The 22,006-nt window shown below is 72.8% G+C and carries 18 protein-coding genes; 7 read left to right on the top strand and 11 right to left on the bottom strand.

What is annotated here, in order from left to right; all coding sequences use genetic code 11:
• Positions 1–6: 6 nt before the first annotated feature.
• Positions 7–1,992 carry a peptidase M6 gene (locus Sm713_RS37170; protein ID WP_212914332.1) on the bottom strand — a complete coding sequence of 662 codons (1,986 nt, stop codon included), beginning with the start codon at positions 1,990–1,992 and terminating at the stop codon, positions 7–9.
• 94 nt (positions 1,993–2,086) lie between these two features.
• Positions 2,087–3,373 carry a peptide MFS transporter gene (locus tag Sm713_RS37165; protein ID WP_249416929.1) on the bottom strand — a complete coding sequence of 429 codons (1,287 nt, stop codon included), beginning with the start codon at positions 3,371–3,373 and terminating at the stop codon, positions 2,087–2,089.
• A 424-nt stretch (positions 3,374–3,797) separates the two neighbouring features.
• Here Sm713_RS37165 and Sm713_RS37160 point away from each other — a divergent pair, with 424 nt between their 5' ends.
• Both Sm713_RS37160 and Sm713_RS37155 read left to right on the top strand, forming a co-directional pair.
• Positions 3,798–4,301, top strand: coding sequence for an N-acetyltransferase (locus tag Sm713_RS37160; RefSeq protein WP_212914330.1), 504 nt, complete (start codon positions 3,798–3,800; stop codon positions 4,299–4,301).
• Between the two features lie 150 nt (positions 4,302–4,451).
• Entirely contained in the window at positions 4,452–5,549 is a 1,098-nt protein-coding gene (locus tag Sm713_RS37155; protein ID WP_212914329.1) for a teichoic acid biosynthesis protein C, read from the top strand.
• Between the two features lie 121 nt (positions 5,550–5,670).
• Here Sm713_RS37155 and Sm713_RS37150 read toward each other — a convergent pair whose 3' ends face one another.
• From Sm713_RS37150 to Sm713_RS37130, 5 genes are all read right to left on the bottom strand, one after another.
• A complete protein-coding gene (locus Sm713_RS37150; protein WP_249416928.1) occupies positions 5,671–6,333 on the bottom strand; it encodes a peptidoglycan recognition family protein in 663 nt (220 codons plus the stop codon).
• A 438-nt stretch (positions 6,334–6,771) separates the two neighbouring features.
• Positions 6,772–7,392, bottom strand: a complete 621-nt coding sequence (locus Sm713_RS37145; protein WP_212914328.1) for a TetR/AcrR family transcriptional regulator — start codon at positions 7,390–7,392, stop codon at positions 6,772–6,774.
• Between the two features lie 10 nt (positions 7,393–7,402).
• Complete coding sequence (locus tag Sm713_RS37140) at positions 7,403–9,538, bottom strand: xanthine dehydrogenase family protein molybdopterin-binding subunit (RefSeq protein ID WP_212914327.1); 2,136 nt, start codon at positions 9,536–9,538, stop codon at positions 7,403–7,405.
• A complete protein-coding gene (locus Sm713_RS37135) occupies positions 9,538–10,545 on the bottom strand; it encodes a xanthine dehydrogenase family protein subunit M (protein ID WP_212914326.1) in 1,008 nt (335 codons plus the stop codon). The genes Sm713_RS37140 and Sm713_RS37135 overlap by 1 nt, the downstream gene beginning before the upstream one ends.
• Positions 10,542–11,126, bottom strand: coding sequence for a 2Fe-2S iron-sulfur cluster-binding protein (locus Sm713_RS37130; RefSeq protein WP_212914325.1), 585 nt, complete (start codon positions 11,124–11,126; stop codon positions 10,542–10,544). Before Sm713_RS37130 ends, Sm713_RS37135 begins: the two co-directional genes overlap by 4 nt.
• An 88-nt stretch (positions 11,127–11,214) precedes the next feature.
• Here Sm713_RS37130 and Sm713_RS37125 point away from each other — a divergent pair, with 88 nt between their 5' ends.
• The gene (locus Sm713_RS37125; protein WP_212914324.1) at positions 11,215–12,399 is read left to right on the top strand and encodes an XdhC family protein; all 1,185 of its coding nucleotides are present in this window, start codon (positions 11,215–11,217) and stop codon (positions 12,397–12,399) included.
• A gap of 15 nt (positions 12,400–12,414) precedes the next feature.
• Here the strand turns inward: Sm713_RS37125 and Sm713_RS37120 are convergent, their stop codons facing one another.
• Complete coding sequence (locus Sm713_RS37120; RefSeq protein WP_212914323.1) at positions 12,415–13,389, bottom strand: zinc-binding dehydrogenase; 975 nt, start codon at positions 13,387–13,389, stop codon at positions 12,415–12,417.
• Between the two features lie 108 nt (positions 13,390–13,497).
• Between Sm713_RS37120 and Sm713_RS37115 the strand changes: the two genes are divergently transcribed.
• Both Sm713_RS37115 and Sm713_RS37110 read left to right on the top strand, forming a co-directional pair.
• The gene (locus tag Sm713_RS37115; protein ID WP_212914322.1) at positions 13,498–13,842 is read left to right on the top strand and encodes a helix-turn-helix transcriptional regulator; all 345 of its coding nucleotides are present in this window, start codon (positions 13,498–13,500) and stop codon (positions 13,840–13,842) included.
• Between the two features lie 171 nt (positions 13,843–14,013).
• A complete protein-coding gene (locus Sm713_RS37110) occupies positions 14,014–14,775 on the top strand; it encodes a crotonase/enoyl-CoA hydratase family protein (protein WP_212914321.1) in 762 nt (253 codons plus the stop codon).
• Between the two features lie 84 nt (positions 14,776–14,859).
• On the opposite strand, the gene Sm713_RS37105 is transcribed toward Sm713_RS37110, so the two are convergent.
• The 3 genes from Sm713_RS37105 to Sm713_RS37095 are packed head-to-tail and all read right to left on the bottom strand — an operon-like array spanning position 14,860 to position 18,952.
• Complete coding sequence (locus Sm713_RS37105) at positions 14,860–16,098, bottom strand: NAD(P)/FAD-dependent oxidoreductase (RefSeq protein ID WP_212914320.1); 1,239 nt, start codon at positions 16,096–16,098, stop codon at positions 14,860–14,862.
• A complete protein-coding gene (locus Sm713_RS37100) occupies positions 16,095–17,510 on the bottom strand; it encodes an FAD-dependent oxidoreductase (protein ID WP_212914319.1) in 1,416 nt (471 codons plus the stop codon). Before Sm713_RS37100 ends, Sm713_RS37105 begins: the two co-directional genes overlap by 4 nt.
• Positions 17,507–18,952, bottom strand: coding sequence for an FGGY family carbohydrate kinase (locus Sm713_RS37095; protein ID WP_212914318.1), 1,446 nt, complete (start codon positions 18,950–18,952; stop codon positions 17,507–17,509). The genes Sm713_RS37100 and Sm713_RS37095 overlap by 4 nt, the downstream gene beginning before the upstream one ends.
• A 301-nt stretch (positions 18,953–19,253) precedes the next feature.
• Between Sm713_RS37095 and Sm713_RS37090 the strand changes: the two genes are divergently transcribed.
• Together Sm713_RS37090 and Sm713_RS37085 are read left to right on the top strand one after the other, a co-directional pair.
• On the top strand, positions 19,254–20,234 hold the full coding sequence (locus Sm713_RS37090) for a hypothetical protein (protein WP_212914317.1): 981 nt from the start codon (positions 19,254–19,256) through the stop codon (positions 20,232–20,234).
• A gap of 176 nt (positions 20,235–20,410) precedes the next feature.
• A complete protein-coding gene (locus tag Sm713_RS37085) occupies positions 20,411–21,943 on the top strand; it encodes an amino acid permease (protein WP_249416927.1) in 1,533 nt (510 codons plus the stop codon).
• Positions 21,944–22,006 lie beyond the last annotated feature (63 nt).

Below are 22,006 nucleotides of genomic sequence, written 5' to 3'. Positions count from 1 at the left end.
CGGCGGCTACCTGGTCACCGTGCACGTCGATGTCGCCGACCTGGACGGGTCGCTGACGGAGGTTGCCGTCAGGGTCACCTGACCGGTGCGGCTCGCGCCGCCGGCCGCGGCGACGGCCACGTCGACGCCGGCGCCGCCGGCGAAGCGGGCGGTGGCCAGCTCGTTCGGCAGCGAGGCCCGCCAGCCGTCGCCCTTGACGTCCGCCGTGAGGCGGTAGACGTCGGAGTGCAGGGAGGCACGGGTGTCCGCGGGCTGTGCACCGTCGTCCCGGTACCGTCCGGTGTTGGTGAGGCCGAACCGGCACGTCCCCATCCCCTTGCCGGCGCCGGCCTCCTTTCCACGGCTCAGCGCGACACCGTGCCGGGACGCCCCGGCACCGTCCAGTGACTGGACCGCGACCGTGTACACCAGCTCGCCGCCGGCATCCATGTGCTTCCCGACGACGTAGAAGTGCAGCCGGTTGGCCTGGTCGACGTACTCGTACGCGCTGCCGGAGTGCGTGCCGGCGTGGAAGAGGCCGTCGTTCAGCTGCCGGTAGTCCCCGATCGAGCGCATCACGGGAGTGCCGTTCGGCTCGTAGTAGTCCACCTTGTGGATGTCCTGCGGGTTGGCGTCGATCATCCAGCTGAAGCAGAGGTAGCCGCAGCTGTCGTCCTCGTCGCCGAACGGCTTGTTCTTGGTCAGCATGACGCCGTGGTCGGGTGTGAACGAGTCGGCGCCGATGCGCTGCACGGTCTCGATCGTGTAGTCGGTGAACCCGGGCCCGGAGCAGAGCGGGTCCTTGCCGATGTCGCAGGCGGGCGTCCGGTCCGTGCCGAAGTCGACCTGGACGCCCAGGATATCGCCCTTGCCGGGCTTCGCGGAGCGCGCCTTGACGTCGAACACGGCGAGACCGCTCGTGCGCAGCGCGTCCTTGGACAGGTGGAGTATCTGGCCGTCGTCGACGAAGCCGAGCTTCGTCTTCGTGCGCACCGTCTGGCCGGCCGGCATCGCGGCGCCCTGGGTGGCGGGCACCACCCAGCGCATGTGCGGCCCGCCGGGGCCGTTGAACGACCCACGGTCCATCAGGTCGAACGGACCCGTCCCGGCACGGTGGTACGGCTCCGCGTAGGGATTGTTGTTGTTGTCGCCGATGTCGAACGTGTGCGAGATCTCGTGCGTGATCGTCCCGGAGCTCTCACCCTGGCGGATTCCGGAGTTGCCCCAGAGCTGGGAGCCCGCTTTCCAGGACGTGAAGTCGGTGTAGCGGCTGCGCACCGCGTTCGGCAGGGCCGGATCCGGCGGCCCCCACTCGTCGGGGACGTCGTCCTTCGTCTGGAACTTCATCGGACCGAATTCCTGCCAGACGGAGGTCTCGTCGTACCCCGCGTACACCCTGAGCACGCGGTCGAACTTCTCGTCCCCGACGTCCTTCTTCCACATCGGGTCGACGTCGTGCTCGATCGTCCCGTCGCAGGTGTGTCCCGACGGGCAGCCCGCCTTCTCCTGCCCGATGTCGTTCAGGCCGTACTCGTACGAGGGGCGCGGCGCGCGGTACTCGCCGACCGGCACGAATTCCACGCCGATCCGGCCGTTGGTCTGTTCCATCCAGTACTCGTTGACGGTGTGCTCGTGGTTCAACGTGCTGGGCTTGCCGTAGAAGTCGGCGTAGAACTGGGCGATCTGGTCCCGCTTGACCGGGTCGATCTGCGGGTTGCCGAAGTCGTCGCTCTTCTTGGGCTCGGTCATGACGAACGGCTGGTCCGGGAAGTCGACGGCGACCACGGCTATTCTGAGCTTCTGCTTCGTGGGCTGCCTGTCGGGATTGGCCCAGTCGGTTCCCGGTACGTGGTGGTAGTCCGCCCACGTCATGTCCTGCTGGTCCTGCCAGTGCTGGGGATCGATGGGGTCGAAGGGGCTTTCTGGGGCGGCGCCCGCGCTCTGCCCGGAATCCGGCCGCGTCGCCGCGACACCCGCGTTCCCGAGCAGCGTGACACTCGCGAGCAGTGCCACGGCCGCAACCGTTCGAGTGGTCGTTCGCTTGCGTTTCACCATCACCGCTCCGTCTTGTCGATGAGTTGGCGGACTCGACGTGCACCCGGCTCGGTCATTCGGCTCCTTTCATGCCGCGTCGCACCGCGGGCGCGAGGAAGAAAAGGACGATCCCCATGAGCAGCACTCCGGCGCCGAGCCCGCCGAAGTACGCGGTCTCGGTGCCGGGGTCGTACAACTTGACGACCTGGGCGCTGATGCCCTGCCCGACCGCGTCCGCGAGGAACCAGATGCTCATCATCTGCGAGGCGAGGGCCGCCGGCGCCAGCTTCGTGGTGGCCGAGAGGCCGACCGGTGACACACACAGCTCCCCGAGCGTGATCACGACGAACACCGCGACGAGCCACAACGGGTGAGCGGGCGTGCCGGTCCCGTTGAGCAGGCCGGGCAGCATCATGATGAGGTAGGCCAGCCCGGCGAACACCAGTCCTGCCGCGAACTTGCGGGGCGTGCTGGGCTGCCGGGGTCCGAGCCGGGTCCACATCTGCGCGAAGACCGGCGCGAGCACGACGATCGCCACCGCGCCGATGGACTGGTACCACTCGGGATCGATCCCGAAGCCCAGCGCGTCGAGGTCGGTCCGCTGGTCCGCGAACCGGGCGAGGATGGTGGAGCCCTGCTCCAGGAGCATCCAGAAGAGCGCCGCCGCGACGAACAGCGGAATGTACGCGCGTATGCGGGCCCGTTCGACCGCGGAGGTCCTCGGGCTGCGCAGCATGAAGGCGAAGTACGCGACGGAGAGCAGCACGCCGAGGACGCTCACAGCGTTGATGACGAGCTCTATGGTCAGCAGGCCGGTGGCCGCGAGGGCGGCGACGAGCACCGCCACCAGCGCCACTCCCGAGCCGATGCGTGTGAGGGCCCGGCCTCTTTCCACCGGTCCCAGCGGATTGGCGGGGCGCCACCCGGCGTCGCCCAGCGCACGGCCTCCGAGCAGGTACCAGACGATGCCCAGCGCCATGCCGACGGCCGCGACCGCGAAGCCGGCATGGAATCCCGCCGCGTCCCGCAGCCCGCCGACGACCTTGGAGACGTTCGTCTTGAGCAGGCCGGTCCCCAGCACGATCAACGCCATCGACCCGTACAGCGCGGCCTTCCCGCCGCCCGGGACCGCGAGGCAGAGGTGCCCGAACATGATCGACATGAGCGACGCCGCGAGGCCCTCGTCCATGCCCAACCCGCCGTCGCGCACCGAGTTGTACATGTAGTACAGCAGGATGGCCCGCATCCCGTAGTACGAGAAGCGTTCCCAGAACTCGGTGAAGAACAGCGGCGAGAGCCCTGCCGGGTGACCGAGGAAGCCGCGGTTCGCACGTTCGCCCGTGCGCTCGGTGGTGGTCACGTGCATGTCCTTCCTTCGAAGGGACGCTGCGTTCGAGCTGGGGCCGCTCGGCGGGTCGACCGCACCCGGCACTCGGAGCGGCACCGGCCAGGATGTTCCGCTCGTTCTACTCATCGAACACCGATCGTTCGATATAGAAAACGATGGCAGCGTAGGATCCGACATGCACACTGTCAACGGTGGTGGTTGACTGCCTCTCACATCGCCTGGCGCTCCAACGTCCGGGAAACTGAGGCTTGTTACCCGGACCCATCCGATAGTCGCCTTCTCGACTCGTTCGACATAACGAACGAATCCTGTTCGGCGTGCAGAACCCATCGGAGCGGCTGCGCCCCGCGGTGGCCTGCCGCCGGCCGGTTTCGACGGCCGGACGCGTCCGCTCACCCCGCACCACAGATGCAGATGCGGATGCAGAATGAGCGGCGTGATCGACGTGATGACACTGGGGCAGGACGACTGGCGCCTGTGGCGGGAGTTGAGACTGGCAGCCCTGGCCGAGGCACCGTACGCCTTCGGCTCGACGCTGGCCGAGTGGCAGGGGGACGGGGACCGCGAGGAGCGGTGGCGGGCGCGGCTCGCCCTTGCGGACTCGCACAACGCCGTCGCGCGCGTGGACGGCAGGCCCGCCGGGATGGTCAGCGGTGTCCCCACGGGCTCCGCGGACGTGGTGGATCTGATCTCGTTGTGGGTCAGCCCCACGGCCCGGCGTCTGGGAGTGGGAGGGGTTCTGATCGACGAGGTCGCACGGTGGGCCGCGAGGCGGCGGGCCACGGCGGTGCGGCTGTCCGTCGCGCCGGACAACGCCGCGGCCGTCGCGCTCTACGAGAGCCTGGGCTTCAGGGACACCGGGGTCCCCGGTGAGCCGCTGCGCGACGGCGCCGGCACGGAAGTGGTCATGGAACGTTCCCTGTACGGGGGACCACGCTGAACCGGAAGTGTGGGAACACGGAAACGGGCGGCTGGAAAAGACCGCCGGGGAGGCTGACTCATCATCATTAAGGGCATGCACCTGTCATGCCAGCGAATATCGCCGGCACGTCCCGTGGCCCAGATGACGGATGAGGCAGGAGAGTCCCGCATGATCGATCGAAGGGCCTTTGTGCTGGCCGGCGCGGCAGGACTGGCGGCGACCGCCACCTGGACGGGCGCGGCCGCCGCGACGGCAGCGCCCCGCACCGCGGGAGTCGCGCCACGCACCCCCGGAGCCGGCCTCCGCACCGCCGCGGCCCGTTCCGGTGCCGCCCCGAAGAGTGCCGGCCCCGCGGCCTCGGGCGACCGGTTCGACCTCAACGCCCCCGCCGTCCAGTACCTCCGCGAGAAGGCGCTGTTCAACTCGACGATCCTGCAGTCGTTCGCCTTCGACGACGTGAACCGCTGCCTGTACGCGGTGCAGTTGATGGAGGGCGGCATACAGCTCCCGGGTGAGCCGGGGCCCGTGTCCGGTGCCGACCGCAGCGCGCACGGCGACCTGTGCCTCACCAAGCTCAGCCTCTCGGGGGACCAGCTCGGCCATATGTACCTCCGTGGATTCGGCCACGGCGCCTCGATCGGCGTGGAGCCCGCCGGGCGTACCTCGTACATCTGGACCGAGGCCGACGCCAATCCGGACAGCGGCTACGGCATGGCCGTCGCGCGATTCGCCTACGCGGACGGAGGCGTCGTGGACAGCGGCTCCGGTTCCGTCCACAAGCTCTACGTGGTGCCCGGCTCGACCAGTAACCGGCCGGCTGTCGACATGCGTCACCGCAGGCTGCTGGTGCAGTACATGCTCGACGACGGCACGTATCGCTACCGCGTCCTCGACCTGGACCGGGCCGAGCGGGGCGACGTCCGCCCGATCTTCGACATCCCCAGGATCGGCATCGACGCCGCCGAGACCCCGCAGGGCGTGGCCATCCTGGGCGACTACGTCTACCAGATGACCGGCACCCACTACACGGACGAGTCCGGCGACAACCCGCCCTCCGGCCACGGCAACACGTACCTCACCAGGCTCCACCTGCCCACCAGCCAGGTGGAGCAGCGGGCGCGCTCCGAGGCCGCCTACACCCTGGACTACCGGGAGCCCGAGGGCCTCGCCTTCCAGCTCGGCTCCGCGCCCCGCCTCCACCTGGGCTTCGCCTCCGGCGCCGCCGGGGCGCGCAAGTACACGCTCTACTACAAGCCGCGGTCGTGAGCGGTGGCGGAGAGTCCATGCGCCGGATTGCAGCACGCAGCGCTTCTGATGGCCACCTGCCACCGCCTCGCCGTGGCGCCCCGCATACGACACAGACAGCCGGGACGCGCCAGGTGCATGGTCAAACGGTCGCCGCCACGTCCTTGCGCAGCTGCGGGAGCATGCCGTAGAGCACGTCACCCGGGCACTGGGTGTCGTCGAAGTCACGGTGCCCGTAGATCTCGCTGGGGTCGAGACCGTACTGGGAGCAGATGTACGCGCAGAAGGCGACGAGGCTCGTGTACAGCACCTGGGGCGGGGTGGCGGTGATGTAGGTGCCGTTGTTCTCGATGCCGATGCCCTGGCTGTTCTGGCCGACGGTGTGGGCGCCCACGACCATGTCACTGCCCGCGCGGAGGCGTTCGAGGCTGCGGTGGCGCCCCTCCATGACGAGGCCGCTGCGGCTGATGGTGAAGTGCTGGCCGGTGTCGATCCAGCCGTTGGTGTCCATGTGCAGGTCCTGGATCTCGTGCGCGATGGCGAAGGAGCCTGCCTGCCCGGTGTCCGGGGTGTTCGCGAAGGCGGTGTGGTGTACGACGATCTTGTTCGGGTCGTTGCCGGCCAGGCTGACCGGTGAGGACGGCGGCCTGGCACCCCAGGCCGTGGTGTCGTAGACGGTCGGCGCGGCGGCGGCCCGCGCGTTCGGGGATCCGATGAGTACGGCTCCGGTGCCGAGGCCGGCGGCGGCCGTCGCGGTGAGGAATCTGCGGCGTGACATCCCGAAGGTCCTGGCGAACGAGGACATGCCTGCTCCTGCGAAGTGGGGGTCGGAGTACAACGGTGGCCTGTTCGATCGGGGATGAAACTTACTGCCACTCAGTAACCCCCGGATAGAGCCGGGATGAAAGTTTCCGTCATGCGGGGCCTGAGCGGGGCTCTCGGAAACGGGATACACGGCGTGGCGGCGGCACGACCACGAGCGCCCGGCGGCGGCACGGCCCCGGGCATCCGACGGCGCCGGACGCGCCCGGGCCCTTGACACGGGGATGCCGTTGCAGCATGAAAGTGGGTGACAGCACCGAGAGGCGGACGGGGCGTACCGGGGGCGCAGCATGCCCCGCCCTGGTGCGAAGGCGGAGGTCGTACGCGGAGGATGACGAGGTGGATCGCGCCACCGCGTACGACCGCTCCCCGCACGAGAAAACTACTAGTCAAGCAAGGGTCAAGAAAGACCCTCTTTGAGTCAATGGCTCTTTGCCTGGTCTTGACATGCGTAGCCCGAGGCCAACGACCGCGCCGCCCGGCCGGCGCGCTCCGCGACGGACTCGCAGACCTCCATGGGCGGGCCGAACGACCCGTCCAGCAGGAGGGCCGCGTAGCCCCGCGACAGGCAGCGGAGCGCCTCCAGCAGGGCGACGGCCGACTGCGGCTCCGCGAGGGCGAGCGCGCTGGGGAGCTGGAGATCCACCAGCGAGCGCGTGCTCTCCCTCAACTCCGGGCGATACGACCGCAGTTCTGCATCCATCAGCAGGTCGAAACAGCTCTGGAAGCGGGCCGCGGAGCGGACGTAGGCAGTGGCCACCGCGGCGAGCCGGTCCTCGGGTCGGCGGGCGGCGGCGGCCGCCTCCCGGCAGGCGGCCTGCAACTGGTGCGCGATCGTGTCGGCGGCCGCCGCCAGCAGGGTGTTGCGGTCCGCGAAATGGCGGTAGGGCGCCGCCGGGCTGACGCCGGTGCGGCGTGCGGCTTCTGCCACCGAGAAGCCGTGCACGCCGCACTCGGCGACGATCTCCAGCGTGGCCCGGACCAGCGCCGCCGGGAGGTCCCCGTGGTGGTAGGAGCTGCCCGGCTGCCCGGTGGCCGACATACGCCCGCTCCTACCGTGCGGCTGCCGGCGCCTGCTCGCCCGGCGCCTGTCGCAGCGCCCGCCGGGCGTCCTCGATGCGCAGCGGAAGGTCGCGGACGCGGACGCCCGTGGCGTGGTGGAAGGCGTTGGTGAGGGCCGCCGCCGCGCCCACGATGCCCAGCTCGCCGATGCCCTTGCCGCCGACCGGGTTGATCCGGTCGTCCTGCTCCTCCAGCCAGTGCGCCTCGATGGCGGGCACGTCGGCGTTGGCCGCATAGTGGTACCCGGCGAGGTCGTGGTTGGCGAAGTCGCCGAAGCGGGGGTCCAGTTCGCCGATCTCCAGCAGCGCCATCGACAGGCCCATCGTCATCGCGCCGATGAGCTGGGAGCGCGCCGTCTTCGGATTGAGGATGCGGCCGGCCGTGAACACGCCGAGCATCCGGTCGACCCGGATCTCACCCGTGTCCGTGTCCACCCGCAGCTGCACGAACTGCGCGCCGAACGCGTGCCGGGAGAGCTCCTGCTGCCCCTCGATGTCCTCCGAGGTGTCCGCCTGCACCTCAAGGCCGCCCTCGGGCACCACGCCCGCGAACGCGTCGAGCTTGTCGACGAGCGCCCGGCAGGCCTTGTCCACGGCCCAGCTCCACGACGCCGTGCCCATCGAGCCACCGGAGAGCGGCGCCATGCCCAGCGAGCGGCGGCCGATCTCCAGGCGCAGCCGGTCAAGCGGGATGCCCAGCGCGTCGGCGGCGACCTGCGCCATGGCGGTGCGCGCGCCCGTGCCGACGTCCATCGCGCCGACCCGCACCAGGAAGGTGCCGTCCGCCTCCGCGCGTGCCACGGCCGTGGACGGGCGGACGTAGACAGGGTGGGTGGAGGAGGCCATGCCCGTGCCGACCAGCCAGCGGCCCTCGCGGCGGCTCGCCGGCTTCGGGTCGCGGTACTGCCAGTCGAAGCGTGCGGCCCCCTCGCGCAGGCAGGCGGTCAGATTGCGGCTGCTGAACTCCAGGCCGGTGAAGGGGTCGACCTCGGGCTCGTTGCGCAGCCGCAGCTCGACGGGGTCGATGTCGAGCGCCTGGGCCAGCTCGTCCATGGCCGACTCCAGCGCGAACATGCCCGGGGTGTGGCCGGGGGCGCGGAAGAAGCCGGGGGTGGGGATGTCGAGCCGGGAGAGCCGTGAGACGGTGCGGATGTTCGGGGAGGCGTACATCATCCGCGCGTCCGCCGTGCTGTTCTCGCCGAAGTCCTTCAGGCGGGACGTGTGGTTCAGCGAGTCGTGCACGACGGCGGTGAGCCGGCCGTCCCTGCCGGCGGCCAGGCGGACCCGCTGGATGGTCGGCGCCCGGTGCGTGACCAGGGAGAACATCTGCTGGCGGGTCATGGCGAACTTCGCCGGGCGCTCGACGACCCGGGCTGCCATGATCGTCAGCACGACGGACGGGCGGGGGGTGCCCTTGGAGCCGAAGGCCCCGCCCACGTACTCGGCGACGATCTCCACCGCGGAGGAGTCGATCCCGAACAGGGCGGCGAGCGTCTCGGCGTGGCCGAACGGTCCCTGGTTGGCGTCGTACAGCGTCAGCCGCTCCTCGTCCCACACCGCGATGGTGGCGTGCGGCTCCATCGGCATGGCGTGCTCGGCCGGAGTGGTGTACTGGGCGTCCACGACGACGTCCGCGGCGGCGATCGCCGCGTCCGGGTCGCCCAGTTGGAGGCTGGCGGGGATCATGCCGTTCAGCAGCTCCGGGGAGAAGACGCTGTCGTCGTCGCGGAGCAGCACCTCGTGGGGCTCCTCCTCGTAGGTGACCGGCAGGGCCTCGGCGGCGGCGCGAGCCGCCTCCAGGGAGGTGGCGACGACTCCGGCGACGATCTGGCCGCGGTAGGCGACGTCGGGCGACTGAAGGACCATCAGGTCGGCGTCGACCCCGGACTTCAGCTTCGGGGCGTTGGTGTGGTCGAGCACGGCGAGCACGCCGGGGCGGCCGAGCACGGCCGCGGCGTCGACGTGGGTGACACGGCCGCGGGCGACGGTCGCGACGGCCGGGAAGACGTAGACGACGCCCTCCACCGGGTACTCGTAGGCGTACTGCGCCTCGCCGGTGACCTTGGCGTACCCGTCGAGGCGGGTGACCGGTGCACCCAGGGTGTGGGTGAGGGTGCTCGTGCTCATCAACGGTCCTTCCTTCCGGCCTCGTCGGCCAGGTCACGCACGGCGGCGGAGATCAGGTCGGCGGCCAGGTCCACCTTGAACGCGTTGCCGGGCAGCGGGCGGGCTGCCGCGAACTCCGCCTCGGCAGCGGCGCGCAGCGCCTCGTCGGTGGGCCGCGCACCGCGCAGCACCGCCTCAGCGGCCCGGGCGCGCCAGGGCCGGACGCCGACGCCGCCGAGCGCGATCCGGACGTCCGCGAGCGAGCCGTCCTCGGCCACCTCGACCACGGCGGCGATGCTGACCAGCGCGAAGGCGTAGGACCAGCGGTCGCGCACCTTGCGGTAGCGCATCACGGCCCCGGCGGGCGGGGCGGGCAGCTCCAGCGCGGTGATCAGTTCGCCGCGTTCGAGCACGGTCTCCTGGTGCGGGGTGTCGCCGGGCAGCAGGTAGAGGTCCTCGACGGGCAGGGTGCGGGTGGTGCCGTCCGGCGACCTCAGCTCGGCGACGGCGTCCAGCGCGACCATCGCGACGGCCATGTCGGAGGGGTGGGAGGCGACGCAGTGCTCCGAGGTGCCGAGCACGGCGCTCTCGCGGTGGGCCCCTTCGACGGCGGGGCACCCGGAACCGGGCTCGCGCTTGTTGCAGGGCTTGGTGACGTCCTGGAAATAGCCGCAGCGGGTGCGCTGGAGGAGGTTGCCGCCGATCGTGGCCTGGGAGCGGAGCTGGCCCGAGGCCCCGGCGAGCAGTGCCTGGGAGAGCGCGGGGAACCGGGCGCGGATGCCGTCGTCGCCGGCGAGCGACCCGTTACGCACGGTGGCGCCGATGCGGGCGGAGCCGTCCTCGCGGTGCTCCACGGTGTCCAGCGGCAGGCGGGAGACGTCCACCAGCAGGCCCGGCTCCGTCACGCCGAGCTTCATCAGGTCGACGAGGTTGGTGCCGCCGCCGAGGAAGACCGCGTCGGGGCGCTCGGCGACCAGTTCCTGGGCCTCGGCGGCACCGGCGGCCCGTACGTAGGCGAACTCCTTCATCGGGCCTCTCCGTTCGCGGTCGCGGGCGAGGCGGCCGCTTCGAGGACGGCCTCGACGATGCCGCCGTAGGCACCGCAGCGGCACAGGTTGCCGCTCATGCGCTCGCGCACCTCCGCGGCGTCCAGCGCGGCTGCACCCCCGATCCCTGCCGCTGTGTCCTGCGTCACCACGCTGGGCCAGCCGCGGTCCGCCTCGCCCAGGGCGCCGACGGCCGAACAGATCTGGCCGGGCGTGCAGTAACCGCACTGAAGGCCGTCGTACTTGAGGAAGGCCTCCTGCACCGGGTGCAGGTCGGATTCCGCCTGCGCGGCCGGCAGGTCGGCGACGCCCTCGATGGTGACGATGTCACGGTCGTCGGCGGCGACGGCCAGCAGCAGGCAGCTGTTGGCCCGCTCCCCGTCGACCAGAACCGTGCAGGCCCCGCACTGGCCGTGGTCACATCCCTTTTTCGTGCCGGTCAGCCCGAGTTGCTCACGCAGCGTGTCCAGCACGGTCGAGCGGTTGTCCACGGTCACCTCGTGACGTTTGCCGTTGACACGCAGGACCACGTCGCTGCTCGACGATGAATGTGAGAGGCTCATACATCTGAATGTATCAAGCTCTTACATTGGAGTGGGGGCCGGTCCGCTTCTGCGGACCGAGGGTTGGGCGGAAGGGAGCATCTCGCCCATGCGTGGCCTGGTGATGGAGGAGATGGAGCGCTGGTGGCGCGCCGGCGAGCCGTTCGCGTGCGCGACCGTGGTCGAGACGTGGCGGTCGTCGCCGCAACCGCCCGGGGCCCAGATGCTGGTCGGTCCGGACGGCACGGTCGTCGGCAGCGTCTCCGGCGGCTGCGTCGAGGGCGCGGTCTACGAGCTGTGCGAGCAGGTGATCGCCGACGGGACTCCGGTCCTGGAGCGGTACGGCGTCAGCGACGAGGACGCGTTCGCGGTGGGTCTGACCTGCGGGGGCATCATCGATGTCTTCGTTGAGCGGATCGATCCCGCGTCCTTCCCCCGGTTCGACGAGCTGGCCGCCACGCTGCGCGCGGGTGACCCTGTGGCCGTGGTCACATGCGTGGCCGCCGCCGCCCCGGGCCGGCCCGCGGCGGACGGCGAGGGGGAGGACGCGGGCGCCTTCGGCGGTGACGACCCGAGCGGCCGGGTGGGCCGCCGCCTCGTGGTGCGCACCGACCGCGCAGAGGGCTCCCTCGGCACCGACCTGCTGGACCGCGCGGCCACCGAAGCGGCCAGGGGCATGCTCGCCGAGGGCCGGACGGGCACGCTGCGCCGCGGCTACGACGGCAGCACCCGCGGGGACGACCTCACGCTCTTCGTCTCCGTGCACGCCAGGCCGCCCCGGATGATCGTCTTCGGCGCCATCGACTTCGCGGCAGCGACCGCGCGCATGGGCAGCTTCCTCGGCTACCACGTCACCGTGTGTGACGCCCGTCCGGTGTTCGCCACCTCGCGCCGCTTCCCCGACGCCGCCGAGGTCGTCACCGACTGGCCGCACCGCTATCTGCGGGCCGAGGCCGAGGCGGGCCGCATCGACCGCCGCACGGTGGTGTGCGTGCTCACCCACGACCCGAAGTTCGACGTTCCGCTGCTGGAGGTCGCACTGCGCCTGCCGCTCGGCTACATCGGCGCCATGGGCTCCCGCCGCACCCACGACGACCGGCTGACCCGGCTGCGCGAGGCCGGCCTCACCGAGGCGGAGCTGGACCGGATGTCGTCACCGATCGGTCTCGACCTGGGAGCCCGCACACCGGAGGAGACGGCGGTCTCGATCGCCGCGGAGATCGTCGCCACCCGGTGGGGCGGCAGCGGGGAGCGGTTGACGGAGCGGTCGGGGCGCATCCACAGCGCTGGATGATTCGGAGGTGCGCGCTCAGCCGCCCACTCGCAGGAGCAGCTTGCCCGTGCTCCCCCGCGCCCCCATCAGCCGGTGCGCCTCCGCTGCCTCCTCCAGAGCGAACTCCGCCGTGACCGGCAGCGACACGGTGCCGTCCGCCACCGTCGCGAAGGCCCGCTCGGCCAGCGCCCGCAGCTCCGTCGGGGCCGTCCGCGCCAGGGTCAGGATCGAGAAGCCGGCCACCGAGACGCCCAGCGGGTAGAGCTCCGGCTGCCCCACGCTCCACGGCTGCGCGGAGCTGGCGTTGCCGAAGGAGACCAGGCGGCCGAAGGCCGCGAGGGAGGCCAGGCTCGCGCTGAACGTCTCACCGCCGACCGGGTCGAGGGCGAGGTCGACGCCGCGGCCGCCGGTCGACGCCCGCACCGCCTGCGTGAACTCGCCGACGAAGACCTCGTCGTAGCCGTGCTCGCGGGCGTACGCCGCCTTGCCCTCGCCCGACACCACCCCGTACACCGCCGCGGCCCCGGCCGCCTCGGCCAGTTGGCCCACGACCGTGCCGACGCCGCCGGCCGCGCCCTGCACCAGTACCGTCTCGCCCGGCTTCAGCCGGCCCACCGCGTGCACCAGGGCGTACGCCGTCGGCAGCACCGCGGGGAGCGTGGCGGCGGTGCGCAGGTCGACGCCCCCGGGGAGGGAGAAGACGGTCGCCGCGTCGGCGATCGCCACGTCCGCGTACGCGCCGCCCTCCGTCAGGGCGGTCACCTCCTGCCCCACGGCCAGGCCCTCCACGCCCGGCCCGACCGCCCGCACCCGCCCGTACACCTCAACTCCCGGCACGTACCCCAGCCGCGGCACCCGGTAGCCATCGGCGCGGGCCTTGAGGTCGACGAAGTTCACCCCGGTGCAGGCCACGTCGATGCCCACCTGGCCGGGGCCCGGCTCGGGGGCCGGCGCCTCGACCACCTTCAGGACCTCGGGACCGCCGTACTCCTGGAACTCGACCACGCGCATGGCACAGCACCTCTCGGAGAGTGTTCGATGAAAAGCGAACACGTGAGAGCGTGTGGTTTTCATCGAACACCCACAAGCGGGGCGGCGGCACCGACGCGGGAGGGCGACATGGCCCAGGCCACCGGCACCGGTCACCGGATCGCTCCGGAGCACACGCACCCGGACGACGTGCCCGTCCTCGCCGCGCTCGCCGCACTCGCCGACCCCGTACGGATGAAGCTCGTACGGGAGTTGTCCGGCTCCCTTGGCTGGACCCGCAGCTGCGGCAGCTTCGACGTGCCCGTCGGAAAGGCCGCCCTCAGCCATCACTTCGCGGTGCTGAGAGGCACGGGCCTGATCGAGCAGCGCGACGTGGGGCCCAAGCGGGTCAACCGGCTGCGCCGCGAGGAGTTCGACGCCCGCTTCCCCGGGCTCCTTGCCCTCGTGCTGAGTCCGGACCCGCGCGACCGGTAGCACTCACCGCCGCATCCCGGCAGCGCTCACCGCCGCGCCCGCGCGCGGCTCTCCGGCCCGCCCCGCGGTTCCTCGCCTATCCTTCGGCTGCCGCCGCCACGCTCCACGGCCACCGGCGGCCGCACGCCCGGGATCTCCGTTCCCGGCACCGGAAGAGCAGAGGGAGCCGACATGCCCGTCCGCACCGAACGCGCGGGACACGTCACCACGGTCGTGCTGTCGCGGCCCGAGGCCCGCAACGCCGTCGACGGGCCGACCGCGGCCGAACTGACCGCGGCCTTCCGCGCCTTCGAGGCGGACGACACGGCGCGGGCGGCGGTGCTCTGGGGTGAGGGCGGTACGTTCTGCGCGGGCGCCGACCTCAAGGCCCTGGGCACCGAGCGCGCCAACCGGGTGGTGGCGGACGGGGACGGGCCGATGGGGCCGACCCGCCTGCGGCTGTCCAAACCGGTGATCGCGGCGGTGGCGGGGCACGCGGTGGCCGGCGGCCTCGAACTGGCGCTCTGGTGCGACCTGCGCGTCGCCGAGGAGGACGCCGTCTTCGGGGTGTTCTGCCGCCGGTGGGGCGTGCCCCTGATCGACGGGGGAACGGTGCGGCTGCCCCGGCTGATCGGCACCGGACGGGCCATGGACATGATTCTCACGGGCCGCCCGGTGCCCGCCGCTGAGGCCCTGTCGATGGGCCTCGCCAACCGTGTCGTCGCGCCCGGCCGGGCCCGCGCGGAGGCGGAGGCGCTGGCCGGGCGCCTCGCCGGCTTCCCGCAGGCGTGCCTGCGCGCCGACCGGGCCTCCGTCCTGGACCAGGAGGGGCTGGACGAACAGGCCGCGATGGCGGCCGAGTTGCGGCACGGCACCGGCGTCCTCGGCGCTGCCCTGGAGGGCGCGGCACGGTTCGCGGGGGGCGCCGGGCGGCACGGGGCCTTCGAGGACTGAGGCCGCGGACGCGACCGGCCGGGGCTCAGGACCCGGAGCCCCGGCCGTCCGCAGAGCCACCCATGACGTTCGTCTGCCGGCCGCTCAGTCCACCTCCACCCGCACCGCCCCGCCCTCCTGGTCCACCTGTGCCGTCCAGGTGCCCGACAGCGGCACGGGACGGCCCGGTACCGCGGTGCGGTGGAGCCGTTCGCAGTGCAGGGTGCGGCCGTCCTGGCTGACGCGGAGAAGCGGCCGGGCGAGGAAGCGGTCGGTGCGCAGCAGGAAAGTGCAGGCGGTGGGCGCGCCGGCAGTCAGGCGGTTCGGGGCGATCCAGCGCAGCGGCGGCTCGACCCGCACCGTCGCGCCCGCGGTGGGCCAGCGGCCCGGCCCGGTCAGGTGGCACAGCACCGAGCGGGCGGCAAGAGCCCCCTCGTGCGCCGCGACCCGGGCGCTCTCGGCGGCGTGCAGCACGCTGCCCACCGCGAACACGCCGGGGTGCGAGGTACGGAACGCCGCGTCCACGGCCGGCCCCCGGGTGCCCGCGTCGAGCGCGATGCCGCCCTGCCTGGCCAGCACCTGGTCCGGCGTGAAGTCCCCCGTGAAGACGACCGTGTCGCAGGCCAGCACGGCGCCGCGCCCGTCGTGCCGGCGCAGCCGCAGTCCGGTCAGCCGCGGGCGGCCCAGTACCTCGACGACCTCGGCGCCGGTCAGCAGCGGCACCCGGCCCACCAGCCGGGCCCACTGGGCACGGGCCGCGTGCGCCTGGGACCGGGGCAGGCCGGTGACCATGGCGACGGTCTCGGTGCCGGCCCGGCGCAACGCGTCCAGCGCCACATAAGCGACCGGTTCCGCGCCGACGACGACGGCCCGCCGCCCGGCCTGCTGGCCGTAGAGGTGCACGGTCTGCTGGAGCTCGCCGGTGGTGAGCACTCCGGCGGGGCGGGTGCCGGGGACGAGGCGGGCGCTGCGCGGGCGTTCGCGCGCGCCGGTGGCGAGTACCACCGTCCGCGCGGTGATCCGCTCGGGCCCCTGGGGTCCCGTGGTGTCGAGGGTGGTGGGCCCGGCCCAGCCGAGCGCGGTGGTGCCGCAGCTCAGCTCGGCGCCGGCGCCGACCGCGGCCTCGGCGGCCCGTGCGGCGTACTCGGGGCCGGTCCACCAGCGGCCCGGCGGCCCGAAGCCGCGCTGCTCGCAGTGGCGCGGCACGCCGCCGGGCTGCTGCTCGCGGTCCAGCACCAGCACCCGGCCCGCGCCGCGCGCGGCGAGCCGCGTCGCCGCGGCCAGCCCGGCCGGGCCGGCGCCCACCACCAGCACGTCGACGCTCCGTGCGGACGGCTCGTTCATACGCCCTCCCGCACCGGCGAGCGCTCCAGCAGGTCGCGGAGCGCGGCGCCGCACCAGGCGCCCTGGCAGCGCCCCGCGCCGGCCCGGGTGCGGCGGCGCAGCCCGGCCGGCGAGCGCGGCGGCACGGGCGCGGCGAGCGCGTCGCGGATCTCCCCTCGGGAGACCAGCTCGCAGTGGCAGACGACGGTGCCGTACTCGGGGTCGGCGGCGACGAGGCCGGACTGCCGGCAGGGCCGGGCGGCGGTGCGGCCGAGCGGGGGCATGCGCAGCGGGGGCAGCTCGCCGGCGGCGCCGAGGTCGAGTCCCACCTCGGCGAGCAGGCCGGTGACATGGGCGGCGATGCCCATGGACGCGGTGAGGCCGGTGGAGCGGATGCCGCCGGCGGTGACCGCCCGCTGCTCGGGGTGGGCCCGGATCCGGTAGTCGTCCTGGCCGGTCGCGGCGCGCAGGCCGGCGTACACGGCGGTGACCTCCTCGTCGAGCAGCGCGGGCAGGATCCGCCGGCCCTTGCCGGTCAGCGCCGCGAGCCCGCCGGCGGTGGACTCGGTGGCGCGCTTGTCGGGCAGGTCCTCGGCGGTCGGGCCGAGCAGGACGTTGCCGTACACGGTGGGCGCGACCAGCACGCCCTTGCCGAGGGCGGTGGGGACGGGCAGCAGGATGTGCCGGACGAGGTCTCCGGCGAAGGTGTCGAAGACGATGAGCTGGCCGCGGCGCGGGGTGACGGTGAAGTCGTGGTGGCCGAGCATCGCATCGACGGTGTCGGCGCTCAGGCCCGCGGCGTTCACCAGGTACCGGGCGCTGAGCCGCCCCCGGGCACAGCTCAGCTCGTGCCGGTCCCCGTCCTGCCGGATGCCGTTCACGGGGCAGTTGAGGTGGAGGTCGGTGCCGGCGAGCACGGCGTGGGTGGCGTAGGCGAGCGTGGTGGTCCAGGGGCAGATGATGCTCTCCCCCGGCACTTCGAGGGCGCCCAGGGCGCCGGGGCCGAGGCGGGGTTCGAGCGCGTGGAGCTCGTCGGCGTCGAGGAGGCGGGTGTCGTGGTAACCGTTGCGCTCGGCCTTGCCGGCCAGTTCGGGCAGGCGCGCGAGCTGCTCCGCGTCCCAGGCGACGAGGAGCGCGCCGACGCGTTCGACCGGGATGCCGACCTCGGCGGCGTACCGGGCGAGGCGCCGGGAGCCGTCGGCGGTCAGCCGGGCATCCAGGGAGCCGGGCGCCGCGTCGAATCCGGTGTGCAGGATGGCGGTGTTGGCCTTGGAGGTGCCCTCGCCGACGTCCTCGGCCGCCTCCACCAGCGCGATCCTCAGGCCCCGGTGGCGGGCCAGCTCGCGGGCGATCGCGGCGCCGACGACACCGGCGCCGATCACCGCGACGTCGTACGTCTCCTCGGGCAGCGGCCCCGAGCTGGTGACGGTCACGGTGCCACCGCCGGGCGCTGCGGCAGGGCGTCGACGGCCTCGCGGAAGCGGGCGCGGCGCTCCTCGGCCTCCGCGGGCCCGATGCGCGGTTCGTGGACGGTGGCCGGCCGCCAGGCGGGGACGGCCTCCTCGACGGTGAGCGAGGGATCGAGGCCCAGGCGGGCGGTCGCGGCCACGCCGAGGGCCGTGGCGTCGGGCACCGCGGACACCTCCACGGGACGCTGCGACAGGTCGGCCTGAGCCTGCATCAGCAGCGCGGAGCGGGTCAGGCCGCCGTCCACGCGGAGCGTGTCGAGAGGGGTGCCGAGGTCGCGGGTGGCGGCGTCGGCGGCCTCGGCGACCTGGGCGGCGATGCCCTCGCACAGGGCGCGCACCAGGTGCCCGGGGCCGGTGTCCAGGCCGAGGCCGGTGAGCGAGCCGCGCGCGTCGGCGCGCCACCAGGGGGCGGCGAGGCCGGCCAGCGCCGGTACGAAGGTGACGCCGCCGCTGTCGGCCACCGAGGAGCCGACCCTGTCGAGGTCCCGCGCGCCGGAGATCACGCCGAGGCCGGCGAGCCAGGCGACGGCGGACGCGGCGGCGTAGACCTGGCCGTCAAGGCAGTAGGACGCCCGGCCGGCGAGCCGCCAGGCGACACAGCTCACCAGGCCCTGCTCGCTCCGGCGCGGCCGGTCGCCGGTGGCGGCGAGCAGGAACGCGCCCGTGCCGTAGGTGCACTTGGCGGTGCCCGGCTCGGTCACGCGCAGCGCCAGCAGGGCCGCCTGCTGGTCGACGAGCAGGCCGGTGAGCGGCAGCGGCGGGCCGAACGCGGCGGTGGTGCCCGCGTGGCAGCCCGCGTCGACGATCTCGGGCAGCCGCTCGCCGCCGAGCCCGAAGGCGTCCAGGGCGGCCGGGGACCAGGCGACCTCGTCCAGGTCGAGGAGCTGGGTGCGCCCGGCGGTGGCCGCGTCGGTGACGAACGCTCCGGTGAGGCGGTGCACCAGCCACGAGTCGGTGGTGGTGACGACCCCCTCGGTGGTGAGGTGCCGCCGGATCCAGGCCATCTTGGGGGCCGCGAAGTAGGGATCGAGCGGCAGGCCGGTGAGGCGGCGCAGCTCGCCGGCGCGCGCGGCGAGGCCGGCGCAGACGGTCTCGGCGCGCTTGTCGTGCCAGACGATCGCGTCGGTCAGCGGCTCCCCGGTGGCCGGGTCCCAGGCGAGCACGGTCTCCCCCTGGTTGGCCAGCCCCACGGCGGCGACCGGCTCACCGGCCGCGGCGAGCGCCTGCCGGCCGGCGGCCAGCACCGAGGCGTACAGCTCCTCGGGGTCCGCCTCGGCGCGCGAACCGGCCAGCTGGCGTACCGTCACGGGGGCCGAGCCCGCCCCGAGCACGCCGCGTCCCGAGCAGACCACGAGGGCCTTGGTCCCCGAGGTGCCCTGGTCGATGGCGAGGACCGGGCCCGTCATGGCACACCCCCATGGAGTCGTCCGCCGGGTGTTCGTGATCACGTGCCGTCAGCCTTGTGCAGAGCGCGGGGCACCGTCAAGCGCACCCGCGGGAGTTCGAGGAGGGGCCGGAGGAGCCCCGGTGCTCACTCTGAATCGCCGGTGAGCCACTATGCGTGGAGAAAGATCCTCGATTTCTTCCACCGATCGGAAGTACCCCCTCTACACTGGCCGCCGACTGCCGCACACCCCCCATGCATTCCGCGGAGCACCGCTTGCGAGTTCACCTGGCCATGTCCTGCCGCACCGGGGCGAGAGACTGATGTCACCTACGGGATTCCGCCCTGCCTACCACCCGGCGGGCCACGACGCCGACCTGCGGGTCGCGTTGCAGGACCTGCGTGTCGGGCGCTGGATGTCCATGCGGAATCTGCTGGAGGCGACCACCGGCCACGCGCTGTGGACGCAGCGCACGCAGGTGCTCGCGGCCGCGGCGGCGGGCACGGACCTGGTGCAGGCGTGGCGTGCGGAGGAGCCGCACAGCGTCGCGGCGGCGGTGATGCACGGCCGCGTCGCCGTGGAGCGCGCGCTGCGGGCGCACCGCGAGGGCCACCGGCACACCCAGGACCTGTGGCACCAGGCGTGGGACGCGTGCCGGATAGCCGCACGCACCTCCGAGGGGGACCCGGTGCCCTGGGTCTGCCTGCTGGCGCTGGCCCGGCTGGACGAGCGGCAGCAGTGGGACGAGCACCGGGTGGCGCCGCCCGAACCGATGCTGCCGCCGGGGCCCTGGGGGCTCCTCGCCCAGGCCGACAAGCGGGATCCGTACAACCGCGAGGCGTACCACCGGATGCTGCAGTTCCTGTACGCCAGACCCACCGGGGGGCGGCTGACGGAGGCGGTCAACTTCGTGCAGTGGGCGGTCTCGTCGGCCCCGACGGGCTCCTCGCTGCACATGCTGCCGCTCTACCTGCACGTCGAGCGGTACCGCAGGGGCGGCGGCCGTGACACGGCGCTCGACCTGCACTGGGTGGCGGAGGACGCCACCCGCGACGCACGGCGGGCGCTGTACGAGTGGTTCGACCACGTGTCCCCCACCGAGAGTTCCCTGCTGGACCTGAGCCATCTGGCGCACGGGCTCTGGGGCGCCCTGCAGTTCCGCGAGGCGAGCTGGGTCTTCAAGGCCCTGGGCCCGTACTACACCCCGGTGCCCTGGCTGTACCGCGTCGAGGGCACCGGTGGCACCGCCGCGGCGGCCGAGCTCTACGTGCAGGCGCGGGCCCGCTGCCTGTCCGCGTTATAGGGCACGCGCGGCGGCCGAAGCCGCCGCGCGTGCCCCGGCACGGACGCCCGGCGGGGCCGGCGCCCCAGCCGACCCGCCGCCCGCGCCCCACCGAGCGTCCGCTCCCCTTCCCGCCGCCGCACGTGACTGTTGCTGAACGTCCCTGTTGCTGAACGTCGTTCTACGGAGGTAAGCGCGTGTCCCGCTCCACATGGTCGAGTACGACCACCGACGACCGCCCGCGCGACGAGGAGCAACGGCTCCGGGAACTGGGCTACCGGCCGGTGCTGGCCCGCCGCATGGGCGGTTTCGGCAACTTCGCCATCAGCTTCTCGGTGATCTCCATCCTGTCCGGCTGCATGACCCTCTACGGCTTCGGGCTCGGCACGGGCGGACCCGCGGTGATGCTGTGGGGCTGGGCCGGAGTGGGGCTCTTCGTGCTCTTCGTGGGCATGGCGCTGGCGGAGGTGACCAGCGCGTACCCGACGTCGGGGGCGCTGTACTACATGGCGGACCGGCTCGGCGGCCGCCGCTGGGGCTGGTACACGGGCTGGCTGAACCTGCTGGGGCTGCTGGGTGCGATCGCCGGGATCGACTACGGGGCCGCGCTGTTCACCGGCGCCCTGCTGAACCTCCAGTTCGGCTTCGACCCGACGCCGGGTGCCACGATGCTGATCTTCTGCGGGATCCTGCTGCTGCACGCCGTGCTCAACCTCTTCGGGGTCCGCCTGGTGAGCCTGCTGAACTCCGTCAGCGTGTGGTGGCACCTGGCGGGCGTGGCGCTGATCGTGGCCGTGCTGGCGATCGTGCCGGACCACCACCAGTCGCCCTCTTTCGTGTTCACCAAGTTCGTCAACGACACGGGCTGGTCGAATCCCATCTACGCGGCGGCGATCGGGCTGCTGCTCGCGCAGTACACCTTCTGCGGATACGACGCCTCGGCGCACCTGTCGGAGGAGACCTCGAACGCCTCGGTGTCGGCGGCGCGCGGCATAGTGCGCTCGATCTGGGTCTCCTGGATCGCCGGCTTCGTCCTGCTGGCGGGCCTGACCTTCTCCATCCAGGACTACGCGGGCACGCAGGACAGCGCGACGGGGGTGCCGCCGGCGCAGATCATGCTGGACTCCCTGGGCACGGACGGCGCCACGGCGCTGCTGCTCGTCGTGATCGTGGCCCAGCTGTTCTGCGGGAACGCGGAGGTGGCGGCGGCCAGCCGGATGGTGTTCGCGTTCAGCCGCGACAACGCCCTACCGGGCTCCCGGCTCTGGCGCAAGGTCAGCAGCCGCACGCAGACGCCCGTTCCGGCGGTCTGGCTCTCCGTCATCGTGGCCTGCGTGCTGGCGCTGCCGTCGCTGTACTCGACGACCGCGTACGGCGCGGTGACGGCCATCAACGTCATCGGGATCACCCCCGCTTACGCCCTGCCGATCCTGCTGCGGCTGCGCGCCGGCGAGAGCTTCAAGCGCGGGCCCTGGCACCTGGGCCGGTGGAGCCGGCCGGTCGGCTGGGTGGCGGTGAGCTGGGTGGTCGTGGTGACCGTGCTGTTCTGCCTGCCGCAGTCGTCGCCCATCACCGTCGACTCGATGAACTACGCGGTGATCGCGCTGGCGGTGGTGCTGATCCTGGCCAGCGTCTGGTGGTACGTCGCACGCGGCACGTACGGCACTCCCGACACCTCCGCCTACGGCTCGGACCAGGAGCAGGCGGAGATCGCGGAGGGGATCGTCTGAGCACGGCACCGTTCGCACGGCCGGAGGGCCGCCGTCCCGAGGGGATGGCGGCCCTCCGGCCGT

Origin of the sequence: Streptomyces sp. TS71-3 (assembly GCF_018327685.1) — a bacterium.
Taxonomy (GTDB): domain Bacteria; phylum Actinomycetota; class Actinomycetes; order Streptomycetales; family Streptomycetaceae; genus Streptomyces.
This window is presented reverse-complemented; position numbering and strand designations above follow the sequence as displayed.

What these genes read in the sequence shown, in the direction of transcription:
- Sm713_RS37115 (WP_212914322.1), top strand. Translation starts at nt 13,498, where the DNA reads ATGGCCCAGGCCACCGGCACCGGTCACCGGATCGCTCCGGAGCACACG.
- Sm713_RS37150 (WP_249416928.1), bottom strand. Translation starts at nt 6,333, where the DNA reads ATGTCCTCGTTCGCCAGGACCTTCGGGATGTCACGCCGCAGATTCCTC.
- Sm713_RS37125 (WP_212914324.1), top strand. Translation starts at nt 11,215, where the DNA reads ATGCGTGGCCTGGTGATGGAGGAGATGGAGCGCTGGTGGCGCGCCGGC.
- Sm713_RS37140 (WP_212914327.1), bottom strand. Translation starts at nt 9,538, where the DNA reads ATGAGCACGAGCACCCTCACCCACACCCTGGGTGCACCGGTCACCCGC.
- Sm713_RS37130 (WP_212914325.1), bottom strand. Translation starts at nt 11,126, where the DNA reads ATGAGCCTCTCACATTCATCGTCGAGCAGCGACGTGGTCCTGCGTGTC.
- Sm713_RS37155 (WP_212914329.1), top strand. Translation starts at nt 4,452, where the DNA reads ATGATCGATCGAAGGGCCTTTGTGCTGGCCGGCGCGGCAGGACTGGCG.
- Sm713_RS37095 (WP_212914318.1), bottom strand. Translation starts at nt 18,952, where the DNA reads ATGACGGGCCCGGTCCTCGCCATCGACCAGGGCACCTCGGGGACCAAG.
- Sm713_RS37135 (WP_212914326.1), bottom strand. Translation starts at nt 10,545, where the DNA reads ATGAAGGAGTTCGCCTACGTACGGGCCGCCGGTGCCGCCGAGGCCCAG.
- Sm713_RS37090 (WP_212914317.1), top strand. Translation starts at nt 19,254, where the DNA reads ATGTCACCTACGGGATTCCGCCCTGCCTACCACCCGGCGGGCCACGAC.
- Sm713_RS37110 (WP_212914321.1), top strand. Translation starts at nt 14,014, where the DNA reads ATGCCCGTCCGCACCGAACGCGCGGGACACGTCACCACGGTCGTGCTG.
- Sm713_RS37145 (WP_212914328.1), bottom strand. Translation starts at nt 7,392, where the DNA reads ATGTCGGCCACCGGGCAGCCGGGCAGCTCCTACCACCACGGGGACCTC.
- Sm713_RS37105 (WP_212914320.1), bottom strand. Translation starts at nt 16,098, where the DNA reads ATGAACGAGCCGTCCGCACGGAGCGTCGACGTGCTGGTGGTGGGCGCC.
- Sm713_RS37120 (WP_212914323.1), bottom strand. Translation starts at nt 13,389, where the DNA reads ATGCGCGTGGTCGAGTTCCAGGAGTACGGCGGTCCCGAGGTCCTGAAG.